The following is a 19,955-nucleotide window of genomic DNA, read 5'->3' as shown; positions in this document are numbered from 1 at the left end:
CTATTAGGGACCAGATTCTATCTTTTTACCATTATCTATATAAACGGGATTTCCATCATAATCTTTGACAAGACAGTTAAGCCATATGTTTACTACGGATTTTTTTATATAATTCATAGTGGCATATGATGATGCTTGGGACATACCAGAAACTAATCGAAATGTAGCCTGAATTATATGTATGCTCATACGGCTTAGATCAGGATAATCCTTTGGTAATATAAAGTTTTTCAATTCACTTAAAGCACCAGAAATTTCTACTCCTCCAGCAATGACAAAAGTCATTAATCGATCACGTTCTTTTACATCTTTAGTAAATAAGGCAGTTTAAAAACTTTGCAAAATTAAGCTTCGCAATTTTATTGCTTCCATAACAGACTTTATTGGTAAAGCATAACGTTCAATATTCTTATTACCAAAAAAATTGGTGGGAGATCCAGTAGCTCTGATAAGGTAATCAGAGGAAATATCTACCAGATTTAAAAAAAGCACGCATTTTTTGCATTCCTTTTGGAGAAATTTTTAATAATTGTGCGTATAGGATGCGTAATAGAATTAGTAGCTACTTTAGACAAAAGTGACTGAAAAGTGTGGTAGTTGTTCAAATTTTAAATTGTTCTTATCAGTTTGCTTGCGATTTGTAATACTCCAAATACTGCACTTATAATGAAACTGTTTTTAAATTACATTACGGTATATTCATATTTCTTATGCTAAGGAGTGTATAGTTAAAATTGAACAGTATACCATTTATTGTATCAAATTTAAAAACCCGATATAAGAAGATGGGCACGATAGAGACGTATAGTGGATTTTCACCGTATTCATTATATTATGTTCTCTTTAAAATTTTTATCGGTGACAGAGAACGTTCTAAAAACCATTCATTATACCATATTTTTTAATGGAGAAGGTTATATTACTCTACAAAATAAACTGACAAATTACTCTAGCTTATTTATTCTGACGGATCCCCAAACGTCTAAATTATGCTTGCAACATTTACTGAAATATCTACCAGATTTAAAAAAAGCACGCATTTTTTGCATTCCTTTTGGAGAAAAGGAAAAAAATATCCAAAATTGTCTTGATATATGTCGTCAACTAAATAAGGAAAATGCCGACAGAAAGAGTTTGCTGATTAATCTAGGAGGCGGGGTTATTACCGACTTGGGCGGTTTTTTGGCCTCAATTTTTAAAAGAGGGATATATTTTTTGAATATTCCAACAACTTTATTAGCTATGGTAGATGCTTCCACTGGTGGAAAAACTGGAATAAATCTCGACAATATGAAAAATGAAATTGGTGGATTCAACTATCCAGATCTACTTATCATAGATAAACATTATCTAAAAACTTTACCTAATAGGGAATTAAAATCAGGAATGGCTGAACTTTTTAAATATGGTCTTATTGCAGATAATTTTTTTTGGGAAGAAATAAAGAACCGATCAAAAAAGATGCATTGGTATGATTGGAATGAATTCATTTATCAATCAAATTTTATTAAAAATAATATTGTTACTGAAGATCCATATGAACGAAAAGGTCTTCGTCAAATTTTAAATTTTGGACATACTATAGGACATGGTATAGAAAGTTATTTTCTTACGACCTATTCTCCTCTTCTCCATGGAGAAGCTATAGCTCTGGGAATGGTTTGCGAATCTTGGATTTCTTGGAAAATGAATGGACTTTCACAGAAACAACACGAAGAAATTTCTAAAACTTTATTAAGTATATACCCTTTACGAGAAATTAATGAACAAATTTTAAACCAAATACTAAAGTATATACGTCAGGATAAAAAAAAATTGCAAGAAGATATTCATTTTTCATTACTGAGAGAAATTGGTATATGTACTTATAACCATAAAGTTTCCAATGATATTATAAAACAAAGTTTTCAATCTTTAAAAAGAAACAATTTATAAGATGATTAAAAAAGAAAAACTTATAAGATGATTAAAAAAGAAAAACTTATCCCAATTTATATTGAAGATGAAATGAAAACTTCCTATATCGATTATTCGATGTCGGTTATTGTTTCAAGAGCTCTTCCAGATGTTAGAGATGGGTTAAAACCTGTTCATAGACGTGTCCTTTTTGGAATGCATGAATTAGGCATGTTGTCTAATAGACCTTATAAAAAATCTGCGCGTGTAGTTGGTGAAGTATTAGCTAAATATCATCCTCACGGAGATAATTCTGTATACGATGCTATGGTACGCATGGCTCAGAAATGGTCTTTACGTTATTGTTTAATAGACGGACAAGGCAATTTTGGTTCAATAGATGGAGATGCTCCAGCAGCTATGCGTTATACTGAAGCTAGATTACAACATATTTCCGAAGAAATGCTTACTGATATTGAGAAAGGAACAGTAGATTATCAACTTAATTTTGATGACTCATTAGAAGAACCTAGTGTTTTACCTGCAAGTGTTCCTAATTTGTTAGTAAACGGGTCTTCTGGGATCGCTGTAGGAATGGCTACTAATATAGCTCCACATAATATAAAAGAATGCATTGAGGCGATTTGTGCTTATATAGACAATACAGCGATAAGTATAGATGAATTAATGCAATACATAAAAGCACCTGATTTTCCCACTGGTGGCGTTATTTATGGATATCAAGGTGTAAAAGAAGCTTTTAAGACTGGACGTGGGTGCATTATTTTACGTGCTAAGACACGATTAGAAAAAATTAAGCATAGAGAATGTATTATTGTAGAAGAGATACCTTATCAAGTAAATAAAGTGGACCTTATTGTTAAGACCTCCAATTTAATAAAAATAGGAAAATTAGAGGGAGTAGCTAACATTCGCGATGAATCCGATCGGGAAGGTCTGCGTATTGTATATGTATTAAAACAAAATGCTGTACCTGAGATAGTATTGAATAATCTTTTTAAAGAGACATCATTACAAATATCATTTAACATCAATAATGTTGCTTTAGTAATGGGAAAACCGATGCAAATTAATCTAAAAGATATGATTCGTTATTTTGTAGATCATCGTCATGAAGTAACTATTCGTTGTACTCAATATGACCTTAAAAAAGCACAGGATAGATATCATATTTTAGAAGGATTGCTTTTGACTTTAAGTCATTTATATGTAGCTGTCGACTTGATTAAAGGTTCAAAAACTCCTGATGAAGCTTCTGATAAACTAAGAATGCAATTTAAACTGACGAAAACTCAAGTAAAAGCTATTCTTGATATGAGATTGCAACGATTTACGTTTCTAGAACGTGAGAAACTAGAAAAAGAATACAATGACCTCTCTAAAAAGGTAGAAAGGTTTAAAGAAATTCTTGATAAAGAACCAATTCGGATGCAAATAATAAAAGATAAGTTACTAGAAATCAAGGAGAAATATAAAGATGATCGAAGAACTATGGTTGAATCCTCTGGAAAAGAGGTAACAATGAAAGATCTTATACTGAATGAATATGTAGTATTGACTATATCGCATAATGGCTATATAAAACGAACGCCACTTTCAGAATATAAACGTCAATTACGTGGAGGAATCGGAAATATTGGAGCCAAAACTCGTGAAGAAGATTTTTTAGAACACTTGTTCGTAGCAACCACTCATCAGTATACACTTTTTTTCACTAAAAAAGGAAAGTGTTTCTGGCTACGAGTCTATGAAATTCCAGAAGGTTCAAAAACGTCTAAGGGACGTGCTATACAAAACTTGATTCGTCTTTCTCAGGATGATAGAATATGTGCTTATATTCTTAGTGGAGATCTTGATGATGAAAAGTATATAAAAAACCGATATGTTATAATGGTTACTGAATCGGGAATTATTAAAAAAACCCCCCTAAAAAAATATTCAAGGCCTAGACGAAACGGAATCAATGCCATTACCATCCGAGAAAAGGATACTCTTTTGGAAGCGAAACTTACCAGTGGTAACAGCGAAGTACTTATTGCAGTAAAAAGTGGAAAAGCGATTCGGTTTTCGGAAAAAAAAGTCCGGACGATGGGACGTATTGCTTGTGGAGTAAAGGGTATTAGTATGAGCGAGGAAGATGACAAAGTCATAGGTATGGTCTGTGTAAAACCAGATAATAAAGAAGATATACTAGTGGTTTCAGAGAAAGGTTATGGTAAACGTTCTTTTTTGGAGAATTATCGTCTAACTAACCGTGGAGGAAAAGGTGTAAAAACCATCAATATTACTAAAAAAACTGGTAAACTTATTTCTATTACAAGCGTTTATAATACCAGCGACTTGATGATCATCACAAAATATGGTATAACTATAAGAATATCAGTGTCGGATATACGTCTAATAGGCCGTTCAACACAGGGAGTTCGATTAATTAATCTCAGAGAGGGTGATGAAATTGCAGCAGTAGCCAAAGTAGGGCAAAATAAAGAAATTCAATAAATAACTTTTAATCTTGATCTACAATAGGATCAGGAGATAAATCCTTTAAAAATTATGTACGTACAGGCCGAAACAGAAATAAAAAATATTATCGCAGATTCCAATGCCAATGTTCCTCTAGAAGAATTTGACTGGAGTGACTACTGTGGTAATAATGTAAAAAAAGAAGAAATAAGTGCCCTATATAACGAGCATTTGACCAATATAAACGAACATGAACTCCTACTAGGAAGGATTACAAAAATACTGGACAAGGAGATTGTAGTAGATATAAATTTTAAATATGAAGGTCTTATTCCATTAAGCGAATTTCGTGACCACCTTAATATTAAGGTAGGTGATCGAATTTATGTTATGGTGGAAAAACGAGAATATAAAGGACAACTAATTCTTTCTCATCGTAAAGCAAATATATTACTTGCTTGGAAACGTGCTAAGGAAGCTTATAATAAAAAGGAGATTATTCCGGGAAAAATTATTGGAAGGACTAAAGGTGGTCTGATTGTAAAGATACTGACCCATATTGAAGCCTTTATGCCTGGTTCTCAAATTTCTCATAACCCACTTTCTGATTTTGATGCTTTTTTTACTGATTCCTATAATAAAACAATGGAATTGAAAATTATTAAAATAAATGAGAAGTTAAAAAATGTGGTAGTATCTCATAAAGCACTCATAGAAGAAGATATTGAAAAACAAAAAAAAGAATTTCTGGCTGACCTTAAGCCCGGTAAAGTAGTTCTGGCTACTGTAAAAAATATTACTAACTATGGAGCTTTTTGTGATCTGGGGGGGATAAACGGTTTGATACATCATACCGATATTTCTTGGAAAAGAATAAATCATCCTTCAGAAGTTCTGAAAGTAAATCAAGAAATAAAAGTGGTTATCCTCAATTTCAATGAGGAAAAAAATCGCATTCAGTTAGGAATGAAACAAATTGTTTCTCATCCATGGAATAGTCTCAATGAAAATATCAAAGTGGGTGATAGAGTAAAAGGTCAGATAAAAGCTATCACTGAATATGGTGCATTTGTAGAAATAGAAAATTTTACTGGAATAGAAGCTTTGTTACACGTTTCTGAAATGTCATGGGATAACCGGTTACGGTTGAGAAGAGCAAAGGATTTGGTAAAAATAGATGATACAGTAGAATGCGTTATACTGACGTTAGATCGGAACGAGAGAAAAATGTCATTAGGAATGAAACAGCTGACACCTGATCCATGGATTTATATCCAAAAAAAATATTCTGTAGGATCAAAACACACTCGTATTATACGGAGTTTCACGAACTCCGGCGTATCTGTATACCTTGAAAAAGATATAGAAGGGATGGTTTATAAATCGGATTTATCATGGTATAAAAAAATAAAACATGCTTCAGAACTATTCAAGATAGGAGACTCTATAGAAACTGTAGTTTTAGAGTTGAATAAGAACAAAAAACGGATTATTATGGGTCATAAACAGATAAATAAAAATCCTTGGGAATATTACGAAAAAAAATATATTGTTGGAAGCATTCATCCCGGAAAAGTTATAGATCTTTTAGAGAAGGGCGCTACTGTTCAATTGGAAGATAAAAACGTTAAAGCATTCATGCCTTTGCGTGTTCTTGAACAAGAAACCGTAAAAAAATATAAAAAAATTTATTGCAAAATCATAGAGTTTCATAACAAATTAAGAAAAATTGTGATTTCTCCAATCTCTCTTTCTAAAGAAGAGGAGAAAAAACATATTAAAAAAATAACAAAGAAGCAACACGTTGATAAGTTGACATTACTAGGGGAGTTGTCACAGTTTAAAAATAAAAACGATTTTAGAACCACATAAATGTCTCAATGTCGTTGAACAGGTCAGGATAAATTTTCATAGATTTCGTTCTATTTTGTTTCCTTACTTACTGTATTATATGGGCTTTTCTCAGGAACTTCCCATATTGCCCGTTGCATTTCTTGAGTAACATTATGAAAATAACGGATATTTTTTTAGCGTGCTCTGTATGGCCAAAAATTAAAAAGGCTACAAGAAGTACAAGAAGTATAAAAAATTTATAAATAAAAGTTGCATTAACTATTTTTTTTAATCATTGAACAGTAAATATTTTAAACAATCATCATAATCGGATTTTCTAGAAACTGTTTAAGCGTGCGCAAATACGCACTGCCTGTAGCACCATCTATTGTCCGATGATCGCATGCTAAGCTAAGTTTCATAATATTTCCAGTAACAATTTTACCGTTTTTTATAACGGGTTTTTCCAAAATAGTTCCTACAGAAAGAATACAGGAATTAGGTTGATTAATAATAGAAGTGAATATTTCTATACCGAACATTCCTAAATTAGAAATGGTAAAAGTACTTCCTTCCATTTCTTTTGATTGTATTTTTCTTTCTCTGGCACGGCTATATTTGTCTTTTGCTTCTACTGAAATTTGACGTAACATTTTTTTATCAGCTTGTAAAATTACCGGAACGAACAGACTTTCTTCTGAGGCAACAGCTATTCCTATGTTAATATTATCGTGATAAATAATTTGATCCTCTTTCCACGTAGAATTAATTTTGGGGTGTTCTCTGAGAGCCATGGCAGATGCCTTGATTATAAAATCATTAAAAGAGATTTTAATATATTTTAAATTTTCGTTAATAACTTTACGATATTGTACAGTATTTTTCATATCTACTTCTATCATTAAATAATAGTGCGGGGCTGTAAACTTCGATTCAACCAATCTATTTGCAATGACTTTTCGCATAGGGGAAAGCATAACTTCTCGGACAGGAGTAGTTACTTTTTGGGGCTTTTCAAGATAACTATCTAAATCTCTTTTTATTATACGACCGTTTTCACCACTTCCTTTTATTTTTGAAAGTGAAATAGATTTTTCTCGTGCAATTTTTCTAGCTAATGGAGAAGAGAAAATCCTTTTCTTATTAGTTTTTTCCTTGTGGTATACGGGTTTTACATCAGTAGGGCCTATAACAGCCAATACACTGTCTACGGTAGCACTTTGACCTTCTGGAATACCAATGTATAGAAGATATCCGTTATATTCAGATTCGAATTCTTGAACAGCTTTATCCGTTTCTATTTCAGCAAGTAAATCTCCTTCGGATACTTTATCTCCCAGTTTTTTATACCATTTTACTACAGTGCCTTCCTCCATAGTATCACTTAAACGAGGCATAGTGATTAATTCTACCATATTATTTTTTTATTTTTCAGTCTGGATCTTTTAACCAAAAAGGATAATCTTTTTGATTATACACTACTTCATACATTTGCTCAATAGGAGGAAAATCAGAACGTTCAGCAAATCGGGCGCATTCTTCTACATCTTTCTTAACTTGTGCTTCTATAGCTTTAAGCTTATTTTCATCAGCCCACTTTTTTTTCAATAAAACGGATCTGACTTTTAAAATCGGGTCTCTTTTTTTAGACTCCTCAATTTCGTTTTTGTTTCTATAAGATTCTCCATCTGACATGGAATGTCCTCTAAATCTATAGGTTTTAATTTCCAAAAACGTTGGTCCCTCTCCGGAACGTGCTTTTTCAATAGCTTTGTACGTTTTTTCAGCTACTATCGCTGGATCCATTCCATCTATCTGTTCTGAGGGCATATCATATGCTATGCCAATCTGGTAAATATTTTGTACATTCGTGGTCCTTTTTACGGAAGTCCCCATAGCATAGTCATTATTTTCGCAGATAAACACTACCGGTAGTTTCCAAATCATAGATAAATTAAATGTTTCATGGAGCGCACCTTGACGAACGGCCCCGTCGCCCATTAGAGTAACGGTGACTGAGTCTCTGTTGAAATATTTATCCGCAAAGGCTATTCCCGCTCCTAGTGGAATCTGTCCTCCAACAATACCATGTCCTCCATAAAACCGATGTTTTTTGCTAAAAATATGCATAGAACCTCCCATACCCTTGGAGGTTCCAGTTACTTTTCCACAAAGTTCAGCCATAATACTTTTAGGATCCACCCCCATAGACATAGACAATACATGACATCTATAAGCAGTAATCATCCTATCTTTACTAAGATCCATAGCATACATTAATCCAGCAGGAATGGCTTCCTGTCCATTATATAAGTGCAAAAAACCTCTTATTTTTTGTTTTAAATATAGAGAACGACATTTGTCTTCAAAACTTCTCCAAAAAAACATATCAGTAAACCATTGCAAATAATCATTTTGAGTAATTTTCTTCATGTTTAAATCGGATTCTATTCACAGAACAAAAATAATAAATAATATTAAATCTGTTATCTTTTTTTTTGCATGAGTAACCAACGATTTTGACCACTTACAAGACGATAATATTTTGAAAACAGTTGTTTTCCAGGCTGTGCTTGTAAAAGACGTTTTAAATCAGGCAAATTTTTAAACCCATAGGGAGAAAATAAACGAAAAAGATAACCGTTTAGGGGATAAAATCTTTTTAAAACTTCAGTATTTATTTCCCATAAAAAAGGATCAATCTTCTTCATCACTGTAATTTGTATTCGTGATATATGAACTGCTTGTTCTGAAAGAGAATAATACTGATTTAGGTGATAGAGAGTCTTAGAAAAATTTTGTTCAAAATTCGGGAAAATTTTAAAGAGAACAGGGACTACACGATGCCGGATAACATTTCGTAAATATTTATATTCTTTATTACTGGAGTCCTCTCTCCAATGAAGATTCCGGCTCCTAGCATATAGCATAATTTGTTTTCTAGTGAAAGGTAATAACGGACGTAATATAGGTCCTACCTTTTTAGGAATTCCAAGTAATCCCTTTAACCCGGTTCCTCTTGACAAGTTAAGAAAAAAAGTTTCTATTTCATCATTGAGATTATGACCTAAAACTATACAATCACAATGAAGATTTTTCACCAAATGATAAAACCAATTATAACGTAAAGTCCTCGCAGACATTTGTACAGAACATTTATTCATTCTGGCATGAGTAAGAATGTCAAAACGTTTACCATAAAATGGTATTTGTTTTTGGAGACATTTGTTTTTGACAAAATCCTCATCAGCATCGGACTCTATAGAACGCAACTGAAAATTAGCGTGTGCCACGCTCAATGAAAAAATAGAATTTTGGAAAAGATCTAGTAATACCATACTATCTACTCCACCACTCACCGCCACTAAAATATGTCTAGTATTTGATGGCAGTATTTTATTAAAGTTATTGAAAAAAGATAATCTTAAATCCATAAATTATAGAGATAATAAGAAATCGTGGATATCTCTAGCTATTTCGTCAATAGATTTATCATAAACATCTATTGTATAATGAGCCCTTTCATAAAAAGGGACTCTCTGTATAAGGTGATGAGAAATAAATTCGAAAAGTTTTTCCTCAGAGAGATGAGATATGATAGGACGTTGATCCTTTTGAGTCAAAACACGTTTAAATATTATATCTGGAGTTAAACGTAGATAAATTGTCTTCGCGAATTGTTTCATTATTGAAATATTGTTATCATAACATGGTGTACCTCCCCCTGCAGAAAGAACATACTCTTTTTTCGATTTTAAAAACAGTGCTAAAAGATTTTTTTCTATAGATCTAAAATGATCTTCACCCTTTTCTAAAAAGATTTTTCGAACACTTTGTTTTTCCTGTATTGTTATAAGTTCGTCTAGATCATAAAAGTGATACTTTAAATAGTTAGCTACTATTCTTCCAATAGTAGTTTTACCACTTCCCATATATCCTATTAAAACAACTCGCACAATTTTCTAGAATTAGTACCTAATTTAAATTATAGCTTGTAAAAGACAAAAAATAATTGTACATTTTACGAATAAAGGGACCTGGTAGCTCAGTTGGTAGAGCATTACACTTTTAATGTAAGGGTCCTGGGTTCAAGCCCCAGCCAGGTCACATAGTTACTTTCCAATACAAAACTTGGAAAAAATATTTTTCAGCAATTCTTCACTACTAATCTCACCACTGATTTCTCCCATAGATTCTAATGCTTGTCGTATATCTACTGCTAGTAGATCTCCTGAATGATTTTCTTGAATTCCTTTTTCAATATTGCAAATAGCCTTTAAAGATCTATGTAAAGCGTTATAATGTCTTATATGGGTCAGTATAGTCCGATTTTGTAACATACTACGATCAATCGTATAATAAAGTGCTTTTAATAAACTAAGTATACCTTCTTTTTTTTTCGCTGAAATCCTAAAAAAAACATAAGGGAAATCTTTGACCTGAGTCAGGTCTGATTTATTAGCAATAATAAAAATAGTTTTGTCAGTATACGTTGTATGTAAATTTTGTATTTCTTCTACAACAGTTTTTTTTTTAAAATAGGTTGCATCAAACATATAAAAAATTACTTTTGCTTGTTGCATTTTTTCAAAAGTTTTATTAATACCCAAAACTTCTACACGATTCTGTGTGTTACGGATTCCTGCTGTATCAATGAAACGAAAACGTATACCGTCAATTATTATTTCATCTTCAATGAGATCTCGTGTAGTTCCAGGAATATCTGAAACAATAGCTCGTTCTTCATTTAATAAAACATTAAGTAATGTAGATTTTCCGACATTGGGTTTACCTACAATAACTACAGGAATTCCTTCTTTTATTGCATTTCCTAAGGCAAAAGAGTCAAGTAAAGTCTGAATATGTTTTTTAATCCGTATTAGGAACTTTGAAAGTTGTGTCTTATCATACGTCGAATCATCTTCTTCTGGAAAATCTAGAGAAAATTCTATAAGGGAGGAAAACTCGATAAGTTTCTTTCGGAGGTATAGAATTTTATTTAAAACTCCTCCTTTAAGTTGATGCATTGCTAATTGATGATCAGTTTTTGATGTTGAAGAGATTAAATCGTATATAGCTTCAGCTTGAGATAAATCTATTTTTCCGTTAAGAAAAGCACGTAATGTGAATTCCCCTTCACTGGCTGAACGAGCTCCTTTTCTAATAAATAATTGAATAACACGACGTACGATATAAGGAGAGCCATGGCAAGAAATTTCTAGAAGATCTTCACCTGTATAAGAATGTGGGGCTTTAAATACAGCAACTAAAATTTGGTCTAAAATTTCCTCTTTATCAACAAGATGACCAAGATGCAATGTATAAGAATGTTGAAATTTTAAGTTTTTTTTTTAAACGGCTTGAAAACTTGCTCAACTATTGAAAAAGCCTTCGACCCTGAAATTCGTATAACAGAAATAGCTCCGAGGCCATCAGGAGTAGCTAAAGCTACAATGGTATCTTGATTAAACATAACGTAATTATACATTTACTAATCGTTCTAGGTTAATTTTCAGCAGCTTTTATTACCATGTATTTTTAGGTCTATTTTCAGTAGTTGCTAGCGCTGCTTCACGAATGGCTTCTGTAAAAGAAGGATGTGTATGTGAAATTATAGCAATATCTTCAGCATCAGCTGAAAATTCCATAGCTATAATAGCTTCCATGATCATGTCAGAAGCACGAGCTCCTATCAGGATTAAATTGCCACTGGCACGTGTTCTACCTAAGGCACGCATAGGGAATTGACAAGATTTATAGAGTACTACTGTAGCCACCTCAGGAGAAGTATATATTACTGAAGGCATCAATTCATAGTTAATATGCGTATTTTGTACTGTACGTACATATGTTCAACTACAAAAAGACCAAAGACCTTCTTCTTCAGCTTTATGAGCTAACATAGCTCCCCCATACCCAATAGCATATATGTTATCACAAGTGCTTTGCAATCTTTTATTTAAATCCCTTAATCCGATCTTTGCAATTCTTTTGTCTGAGGCTTTCGACCAACAGCTACCAGCACATAATCTTATACCAAGGAAAGAGATTCTCCATATTTTGGATTTGCCAACACTATGACCTCTTTACCATTTGATTCAGCGTAAGTAACTTAGGTAGAAATATCAAATTTTATTACTGACTTTTTTAAGTTCTCTAGACACAGAAAGATCCATGAAAGGAACAATTCAATGACTGTTGTATCACTACCTAGTCTTCAATATAGAGAACCTATTTCTATACCAATTCCCCCTCCTCCAATAATAACCAAACGGTTGGGTATTTCTTTTAATGAAAGAGCTTCAGTAGAGCTAATGATTCTATTTTTGTCTATCCTTAAATAAGGAAAACTAGATGGTTTTGATCCAGTATCCAGTAGCTATAATAGCGTTTCGAAAAGAAATTTCTTTAGAAGTACGATCTTGAGATTTTATTTTGAAAACACCTGTTCCATGATAAATTTTATTAGGTACTTTATTCCTTCACAGGTTTTAAATACAACTTGGTTTTTTCTCTCCATCATTTTATAAAAAACTAATGAAATAAATTTTGTCGTGCATTTTGGTAATATTCTGAAGAGTCTAATAGCGTTTTAGAAGGAAGACATACGACGTAGTCCACCCAAGAGTCGAATACTTTTCAATAATAGCTGTTTTAAATACAAGTTGCGCTGCTCGTATAGCGGAACCACCCGGTCCAGAACCGATGATAATTAAATCAGAGATATCCATTTTATTTTTACTCTGAATATAATACTAATGCGCTTTAATAATGACATCTTTAGAGATTTATATTTTGTGGCAAGAATGTTGTAATTTTTTTTGCCAAATGTCACTTATGAATACATCACTTAAACAAGAACTTACAAAAAAATTAGAAAAAGAAAAATATAAGTTTTTGCGGATTTTTGCTGAATTTGAAAATTATAAAAAACGTATTCATAAAGAACGAATAGATCTATTTAAAACTGCTCATAAGGATGTTATGATAACCTTAATTCCTGTACTAGATGATTTTGAAAGAGGTATATCGGAAATAAAAAAATCAAAAAATGATGACATTATTCGAGGTGTTGAATTAATACAAGATAAATTGTTCCGAATTCTTAAAGAAAACGGGCTTAAAGAAATACAAGTTAAAAAAGGAGATTCTTTTAATACAGATTATCATGAAGCTATTACTCAGACGTTATCTCCTTCAGAAGAATTAAAAGGAAGGATTATAGAAATAGTAGAAAGTGGTTACAGTTTACATAATAAAGTAATTCGACACGCGAAAGTTATCGTTGGTAAATAAACATGTCATGGCAAAAAGAGATTATTACGAAATATTAGGAGTCTCAAGAAATGCCTCTGCAGAAGAGATTAAAAAAGCTTATAGGAAACTTGCTATACATTATCATCCCGATAAAAATCCTGGAAATAAGACAGCAGAAGAAAAATTTAAGGAAGCTGCTGAGGCTTATGAAGTGTTGAGTTCTCCTGAGAAAAGAAAAAAATATGATCAGTTTGGACATTCCGGCATCGTCAACTCCTATTCTGAGGGAGCAGGCATGAATATGGAGGATATCTTTGCTAATTTGGGGGAGATTTTTGGTGATGCTTTTGAAGGTGCGTTTTCAGGTTTTGGAGGAGATACTAGAAAAAAACGTATAAAAGGAAGTGATCTTAGAATTAGAATAAAACTCTCCTTAGAAGAAATTTACAAGGGTGTAGAAAAGAAAGTAAAAGTCCGTAGAATGAAAATGGCCAAAGGGGTAAGCTTTAAAATATGTAGACATTGTAAGGGAAATGGACAATTTTCTAAGATTACCAATACTTTCTTAGGAAGAATGCAAACTCTGAGTACTTGTGGAGCATGCCAAGGCAGAGGAAAAATTATAGATCATATTCCTGTTGGAGCTAATAGTCAAGGGATGATTAAGGAGGAGGAACTCGTAAAGATCCAGATTCCTGCGGGAGTAACAGAAGGTATGCAGCTTAAAGTATCTGGAAAAGGAAATGAAGCCCCTGAGGGTCTGAATGGAGATTTGATTGCTTTAATTGAAGAAATTCCACATGAAAAACTCCAACGTGAAGGTATAAACTTACACTATGACCTGTATATATCTATACCTGAATCTGTTTTAGGAACCACTAAAGAAGTGCCTACCTTAGGAAGTAAAGCACGCATTACTATAGAATCCGGAACCCCCTCAGGAAAAATTTTACGTCTTAAGGGAAAGGGAATCCCTAATATTGAAGGACGTGGTCATGGAGATATGCTAATCCATATTAATGTATGGATTCCTAAAAAAATCAGTCGTGAACAAAGAGAAATGTTTGAAAAAATGAAAGAGGACGATAATTTTCTTCCACATAATAGTAAGGAAAAATCCTTTTTTGATCGTGTCAGAGAGATGTTTTAATCTATACAATAAAAATTTAACGTCTTGCCAAGAGTAGTAGTAGGTCTATCGGGAGGAGTAGATTCTAGTGTAGCAGCATGGCTATTAAAAGAACAAGGTTATGAAGTTATAGGTGTTTTTATGCATCATTGTAACAATGCAGAGCAAGAATGTTCCTGGAGAGAAGATAGTACTGATGCTATGTTTGTGGCACAACAACTAGGGATACCTTTTCATATACTAGATATGAGTGAAATGTATGATAAACGTATTATAGAATATATGTTTCAAGAATATGCTAATGGACGTACCCCTAATCCAGATATATTATGCAATCGTGAAATAAAATTCGATTTGTTTTTGACAAAATCACTTTCACTTAAAGCTGATTTTATTGCTACAGGTCATTATGCTAGACGAGAAAAATTATTTAAGAACCATCGTGATATATACCGATTGTTAGCAGGAATAGATCATGAGAAAGATCAATCCTATTTTCTTTGTCAACTTAATCAGGAACAATTGAGTAAAAGTTTTTTTCCATTAGGGAAACTAAAAAAAAGGGAGGTAAGAAAATATGCTGAAAAAATTGGGTTAATAACAGCTCATAAAAAAGATTCACAAGGGCTTTGTTTTGTAGGAAAAGTTAAACTACCTGATTTTCTTAAGAAAAAAATAAAACCCCAATATGGAGATATTATAAAGATTCCTTCAAATCATGTAGTGTTTACGGAACATAAAGAAGAAACGTGGTCGATGATGGCAAAAAAGACGATTTATAACAGGAATTGTGGAAAGGTGATAGGATCCCATCCTGGTGCGTATTATTTCACTAAAGGACAAAGAAAAGGGTTACGAATAGGAGGACAGATTGAAAGGCTTTTTGTTATAGATACAGATATTGAGAAAAATATAGTATATGTTGGTATGGGAAAAAATCATCCAGGACTTTATAAAAGAGCCTTATTTATTAAGGAAAATGATATTCATTGGGTCAGATCTGATCTAGCATTGAATAATGGTAAAAGCCTAGAAGTTACATGTAGAATACGATACAGACAACCTCTACAGAGAGCTTTTTTACATAAAGTAAAAATTGGACTTTATACTATATTTGAACAACCACAATGGGCAATTACTGAAGGACAGTTTGTTGCTTGGTATCTTGGTGAAGAACTCATTGGCTCAGGAATAATTGACTAAATAATAGTAAGGAAAAATCCTTTTATTTAATGGGCTATAATTGTTTAAGACAAAATTCTTTTACGTTCCTCTTCTGCTAAAGCAGCGTCAATTACTATACATCCGCTATGTGCATCAATAACTATTTTTTTCCGTTGTATGATGTCTAAATATTCCTGCATCGGAATGATAAAGAAAGATCCACCTGAAGCCCCTCTATCTACTGTAACAATAGCTAAACCATTTTTAACTTTAGAACGTATCCGATTGTATTTTTTTAATAAATGAGGTTCTATTTTTTTTGAAAAAATCACCGAATATTTTAATAATATTTTTTGCTCTTTTTGATAGTATTGTATAACTCTATAAAGTTCTTTTCTTTTTTTCAAAACGTGTTCTTTCTTTTTCTTGTAAAGAATTTCGGATTCCTCAAGGAGAGACTCTTTTTGAGAGAGTTTCATTTCAAAATCCTTAATGTTTTTGTTAGCTAACTCTATTTCAAGTTCTTGGGATTCTATTTCCTTACTTAAAGATTTTAATTCACGATTATTCCGGATTTTATCTTGCTGTTTTTTTATATCATTTTCGTCCTCTTTTATCATTTCTTTTTTTTTCTGTAAGGAACTGCGATAGAAATAAATTTCTTTATGGATTTTTTCAACTTTCTTTTGTAACTTTTTTACTTCATTTTCAATTTCTTGAATTTCTATTGGAAAGTTCTCTATAAGAGAGTTTATTTCGTCTATACGAGAATCTATGATTTGTAAGTCATACAAATCTCTAAGCTTTTTTTCTACAGTAACTTCTTGTAATTTCCTAATCATACTGATTTTCTTATGTGAGTAACCTCAAATTTAGTAACTTATTCGGCTAGTATGATCTAGAAGAGGAGAATGCCGTATACATGCAATAAAACTTAAGAAGTCTGTATACCCTTGGGGATTTCGTGATAAGGGTGATTACACATCCCTCGTAGCCCAAGAGCAAAATCTACTACTGTATTATCATTGTAAAAAAAAAACAGTAGATTGAAACTATGAGAGAAAAGAAAGATCCACCTAAGAAAAATTCTGTTAAACCTAATTGGATTCGTGTTAAACTACCTACAGGGGAAAATTATAGGAAAATTCGTCGGTTGGTTGACCAATATAATCTTCATACCATTTGTCAAAGTGGAATCTGTCCAAACATAGGAGAGTGCTGGGGTAGAGGGGTAGCTACTTTTATGATTCTTGGAAATATTTGTACGAGATCTTGTAGATTTTGTGGCGTAAAAACAGGCCTACCAGAAAATATTGACTGGGAAGAGCCTAAAAAGATAGCTATCTCTATAAAACTAATGCATATAAAACATGCAGTTATTACTTCGGTAAATCGAGACGATCTAAAGGATATGGGTTCGTTTATTTGGGTAGATACCATACGAAAAATTCGGATATTCAATCCAAGCACCACACTAGAAACTCTTATCCCTGATTTTAAAGGAAATACATTTTTTTTAGATAAAATCCTTCGTGAACGTCCGGAAGTTGTTTCTCATAATATGGAAACTATTTCTAGACTAAGTAGAGAGGTAAGAATACAAGCGAAATTTTATCGTAGCCTAGAAGTATTACGTTATTTAAAAAGAATGGGACAACCTAGAATAAAGAGTGGAATTATGCTAGGATTGGGAGAAACTGAAATAGAAGTTCTTGAACTGATGGAAGTTTTAAAATCTTCAGGCGTAGATATCATCACTATAGGACAGTATTTACAACCGACAAAAAAACATTTCCCGGTAAAAGAGTTTATAACTCCAAAACAATTTAAAAAATATGAAGAAATAGGGTTAAAAATGGGATTTAGACATGTAGAAAGCGGTGCGTTGGTACGTTCTTCTTATCATGCATATAAACACATACATTAAGCAGCCAGGGTCCGCAGTAAAAAGAGCATGTTATTACAAACCTAATTCTTTACCCTTTTTAAGAATAAAGGAATATACTGATTCCCGATCGTGAGCAATATGTCCCTCTAAAACTGCTTCCTTTATGGACTTTTTTATAATTCCCACTTTTTTGGAGGGACGTAAATTAAAAATTTTCATAATTTCTTCTCCTGAAATTGGAGATTGCCAATTACGGATTCTATCTGTTTCTGAAATCTTAAGCAATTTTTTTTCCACTAAGGCAAAATTATTCTTATAACGATATCGTTTTTCATCATTTTTTGTGGTAATATCTGCTTTACATAGCAACATGAGATCATCAATATCTTTTCCAGCATAAAATAATAAACGACGAAATGCTGAATCAGTCGCTTCTTTACTCACCAAAGCTATAGGTCGTGAACTCAATTGAACAATTTTCTTAACATATTTCACAGTAGATCCCAGAGGGAATTTCAATCTTTGAAACAATGTTATAATCATACGTGCACCTACAAATTCATGAGAATGAAACGTCCACCCAATAGGGTATACATATTTTTTAGTGATAGATTTTCCAATATCATGCAAAAGCGCCGCCCATCGTAACCAAAGTGAATCTGATACTTTACTTATATTATCTACTACCTCAAGAGTGTGAAAAAAATTATCCTTATGATAATGTCCTTCTTTTTCTTCTACTCCTTCTAGATCAGTAAGTTCTGGTAAAATCTTTGATAACAATCCAGATTTGTGCAAAAGTTTTAACCCAACAGAAGGTTGACGTGAAAGCATAATATTATTAAATTCTTCCATGATTCGTTCAATAGAAACGATATGGATACTATTTTGTTGTAGACAAATCGCCTGCTCTTCAATAAGAAAATCAAGCTGGCTAGAAAATCGTATAGCTCGCAACATTCGCAATGGATCGTAAGAAGAAGTAACCCATGGATTCCTGGGGTGACTCTGAAGATCAGAAAGTCCATCAAACGGATCAATTAATTTACCATAATTAAACGGATTCAGGCTGATCGCCATAGCATTGATAGTAAAAGACCTACGTTTTTGGTAGGATGTAATAGAACCAATGGGTTGACGGCTATCATTTCTGTAAGATTCTTTACGAGCTCCTATGAATTCAATTTCATGATTCCTATATTTTAGAATAGCTGTACCAAAGTTTTTAAAACAGGTGATTTTAGAAGAAATATTCAAGTGTTTAGAAACTTTCTGGGCCAAAAGAACACCACTTCCCACTGTTACTATATCAATATATTTAGGCAGTCTATTCTTAAGAAGAACATCACGAACAGACCCTCCTATAACATATGAATCTTGTTGAATTTCTGAAGATGATAGACTAATAATACGAAATATTCTATTTTTAATAGCGCTATTCAAATACATAGTCTAAACAGATAAAGAATATTCACGAAGAGTTTCATTCAAAGAAGTTTTTTTATCTGTACTTTCTTTCCGTTTTCCTATAATAAGTGCGCAAGGAACCTGGTAAATTCCTGCAGGGAAATTCTTCGGATAGGTACCTGGAATAACCACTGATCTACTGGTAATACGGCCTATAATTTCTAGAGAAAATGGCCCTGTAACATCTATAATTTTAGTCGAACCAGTGAGAATAACCCCTGCTCCTAAAACGGCTTCTTTTTCTACATGCACTCCCTCTACTACTATACATCTAGATCCGATAAAAACATCATCTTCAATGATTACTGGAACTGCTTGTAAAGGTTCTAGTACTCCGCCAATACCGACCCCACCACTGACGTGAACACGTGCCCCAATCTGAGCACAACTTCCAACCGTTGCCCAAGTATCTATCATTGTATTCTGACCGATGTAAGCACCTATATTAACATAAGAAGGCATCAATATAACCCCTTTAGAAAGATAAGATCCATATCTAGCAATGGCATGTGGAACTACACGTACATCTTTTTTATTATATTCTGATTTAATCGGAATCTTATCATGAAATTCTAACGGACCCAATTCATACGTTTTCATCTCTCTTATAGAAAAATACATGAGGATGGCCTTTTTTATCCATTCGTTCATTTTCCATCCTTCTTCTGTAGACTGTGCTACTCTAATCTCTCCACTATCAAGCTTTGAAATGGTCTTAAATACTATTCTTTTAGTTTCATCAGTGAAACGTTTTTTTTTGTTTTTCCAAGCAATGTCTATCTGTTTTTTAAGATCTTCTTGCATAATTCTCAGGGTTTCTATAACAAAAGAGTAATT

Annotated in this window: 15 protein-coding genes, 1 tRNA gene and 2 pseudogenes; 8 read left to right on the top strand and 10 right to left on the bottom strand. The window is 32.7% G+C overall.

Annotated elements, in window-relative coordinates:
* Positions 1 to 3: 3 nt before the first annotated feature.
* On the bottom strand, positions 4 to 285 hold the full coding sequence (locus AAHJ01_RS01415; RefSeq protein WP_342226840.1) for a hypothetical protein: 282 nt from the start codon (positions 283 to 285) through the stop codon (positions 4 to 6).
* A 549-nt stretch (positions 286 to 834) separates the two neighbouring features.
* Here AAHJ01_RS01415 and aroB point away from each other — a divergent pair.
* Genes aroB through AAHJ01_RS01400 form a run of 3 tightly spaced genes read left to right on the top strand, consistent with a single transcriptional unit; the run spans position 835 to position 6,252 of the window.
* Complete coding sequence (gene aroB, locus AAHJ01_RS01410; RefSeq protein WP_342226839.1) at positions 835 to 1,935, top strand: 3-dehydroquinate synthase; 1,101 nt, start codon at positions 835 to 837, stop codon at positions 1,933 to 1,935.
* 27 nt (positions 1,936 to 1,962) lie between these two features.
* Positions 1,963 to 4,416, top strand: a complete 2,454-nt coding sequence (gyrA, locus tag AAHJ01_RS01405; protein ID WP_342226838.1) for a DNA gyrase subunit A — start codon at positions 1,963 to 1,965, stop codon at positions 4,414 to 4,416.
* 54 nt (positions 4,417 to 4,470) lie between these two features.
* Positions 4,471 to 6,252, top strand: coding sequence for a 30S ribosomal protein S1 (locus AAHJ01_RS01400; RefSeq protein WP_342226837.1), 1,782 nt, complete (start codon positions 4,471 to 4,473; stop codon positions 6,250 to 6,252).
* 272 nt (positions 6,253 to 6,524) lie between these two features.
* Here the strand turns inward: AAHJ01_RS01400 and AAHJ01_RS01395 are convergent, their stop codons facing one another.
* From AAHJ01_RS01395 to AAHJ01_RS01380, 4 genes are read right to left on the bottom strand one after another with little or no spacing between them, the layout of a single operon-like run.
* Positions 6,525 to 7,628, bottom strand: coding sequence for a dihydrolipoamide acetyltransferase family protein (locus AAHJ01_RS01395; protein WP_342226836.1), 1,104 nt, complete (start codon positions 7,626 to 7,628; stop codon positions 6,525 to 6,527).
* Positions 7,629 to 7,644: 16 nt separating this feature from the next.
* A complete protein-coding gene (pdhA, locus tag AAHJ01_RS01390; protein WP_342226835.1) occupies positions 7,645 to 8,646 on the bottom strand; it encodes a pyruvate dehydrogenase (acetyl-transferring) E1 component subunit alpha in 1,002 nt (333 codons plus the stop codon).
* A 53-nt stretch (positions 8,647 to 8,699) separates the two neighbouring features.
* The gene (tilS, locus tag AAHJ01_RS01385) at positions 8,700 to 9,647 is read right to left on the bottom strand and encodes a tRNA lysidine(34) synthetase TilS (protein WP_342226834.1); all 948 of its coding nucleotides are present in this window, start codon (positions 9,645 to 9,647) and stop codon (positions 8,700 to 8,702) included.
* Positions 9,648 to 9,650: 3 nt separating this feature from the next.
* Positions 9,651 to 10,169, bottom strand: coding sequence for a shikimate kinase (locus tag AAHJ01_RS01380; protein ID WP_342226833.1), 519 nt, complete (start codon positions 10,167 to 10,169; stop codon positions 9,651 to 9,653).
* A gap of 78 nt (positions 10,170 to 10,247) precedes the next feature.
* Here AAHJ01_RS01380 and AAHJ01_RS01375 point away from each other — a divergent pair.
* Positions 10,248 to 10,320, top strand: a tRNA-Lys gene (locus AAHJ01_RS01375).
* 5 nt (positions 10,321 to 10,325) lie between these two features.
* On the opposite strand, the pseudogene mnmE reads toward AAHJ01_RS01375, so the two are convergent.
* Together mnmE and AAHJ01_RS01365 are read right to left on the bottom strand one after the other, a co-directional pair.
* Positions 10,326 to 11,686 (bottom strand): annotated as a pseudogene (mnmE, locus tag AAHJ01_RS01370) (tRNA uridine-5-carboxymethylaminomethyl(34) synthesis GTPase MnmE).
* Between the two features lie 52 nt (positions 11,687 to 11,738).
* Positions 11,739 to 12,944: pseudogene (locus tag AAHJ01_RS01365) on the bottom strand (FAD-dependent oxidoreductase).
* Positions 12,945 to 13,050: 106 nt separating this feature from the next.
* Between AAHJ01_RS01365 and AAHJ01_RS01360 the strand changes: the two are divergent.
* The 3 genes from AAHJ01_RS01360 to mnmA are packed head-to-tail and all read left to right on the top strand — an operon-like array spanning position 13,051 to position 15,802.
* Positions 13,051 to 13,509: a nucleotide exchange factor GrpE gene (locus AAHJ01_RS01360; protein ID WP_342226832.1), complete on the top strand. Its 459-nt coding sequence runs from the start codon at positions 13,051 to 13,053 to the stop codon at positions 13,507 to 13,509.
* Positions 13,510 to 13,516: 7 nt separating this feature from the next.
* Positions 13,517 to 14,620 carry a molecular chaperone DnaJ gene (dnaJ, locus tag AAHJ01_RS01355; protein ID WP_342226831.1) on the top strand — a complete coding sequence of 368 codons (1,104 nt, stop codon included), beginning with the start codon at positions 13,517 to 13,519 and terminating at the stop codon, positions 14,618 to 14,620.
* Between the two features lie 24 nt (positions 14,621 to 14,644).
* Entirely contained in the window at positions 14,645 to 15,802 is a 1,158-nt protein-coding gene (mnmA, locus tag AAHJ01_RS01350; RefSeq protein WP_342226830.1) for a tRNA 2-thiouridine(34) synthase MnmA, read from the top strand.
* Between the two features lie 44 nt (positions 15,803 to 15,846).
* Here the strand turns inward: mnmA and AAHJ01_RS01345 are convergent, their stop codons facing one another.
* The gene (locus AAHJ01_RS01345) at positions 15,847 to 16,605 is read right to left on the bottom strand and encodes a hypothetical protein (RefSeq protein WP_342226829.1); all 759 of its coding nucleotides are present in this window, start codon (positions 16,603 to 16,605) and stop codon (positions 15,847 to 15,849) included.
* Between the two features lie 212 nt (positions 16,606 to 16,817).
* On the opposite strand from AAHJ01_RS01345, the gene lipA reads away from it, so the two are divergent.
* A complete protein-coding gene (gene lipA / locus AAHJ01_RS01340) occupies positions 16,818 to 17,690 on the top strand; it encodes a lipoyl synthase (RefSeq protein ID WP_342226828.1) in 873 nt (290 codons plus the stop codon).
* A 33-nt stretch (positions 17,691 to 17,723) separates the two neighbouring features.
* Here lipA and AAHJ01_RS01335 read toward each other — a convergent pair whose 3' ends face one another.
* Together AAHJ01_RS01335 and AAHJ01_RS01330 are read right to left on the bottom strand one after the other, a co-directional pair.
* Positions 17,724 to 19,100 carry a CCA tRNA nucleotidyltransferase gene (locus AAHJ01_RS01335; RefSeq protein ID WP_342226827.1) on the bottom strand — a complete coding sequence of 459 codons (1,377 nt, stop codon included), beginning with the start codon at positions 19,098 to 19,100 and terminating at the stop codon, positions 17,724 to 17,726.
* A 3-nt stretch (positions 19,101 to 19,103) separates the two neighbouring features.
* Positions 19,104 to 19,922 carry a 2,3,4,5-tetrahydropyridine-2,6-dicarboxylate N-succinyltransferase gene (locus tag AAHJ01_RS01330; protein WP_342226826.1) on the bottom strand — a complete coding sequence of 273 codons (819 nt, stop codon included), beginning with the start codon at positions 19,920 to 19,922 and terminating at the stop codon, positions 19,104 to 19,106.
* Positions 19,923 to 19,955 lie beyond the last annotated feature (33 nt).

Source organism: Candidatus Walczuchella endosymbiont of Icerya purchasi (genome assembly GCF_964030875.1).
In the GTDB taxonomy this organism is placed as follows: Bacteria; Bacteroidota; Bacteroidia; order Flavobacteriales; family Blattabacteriaceae; genus Walczuchella.
Note: the sequence above shows the minus strand (reverse complement) of the source record. Positions and strands in the feature narration are given on the sequence as shown.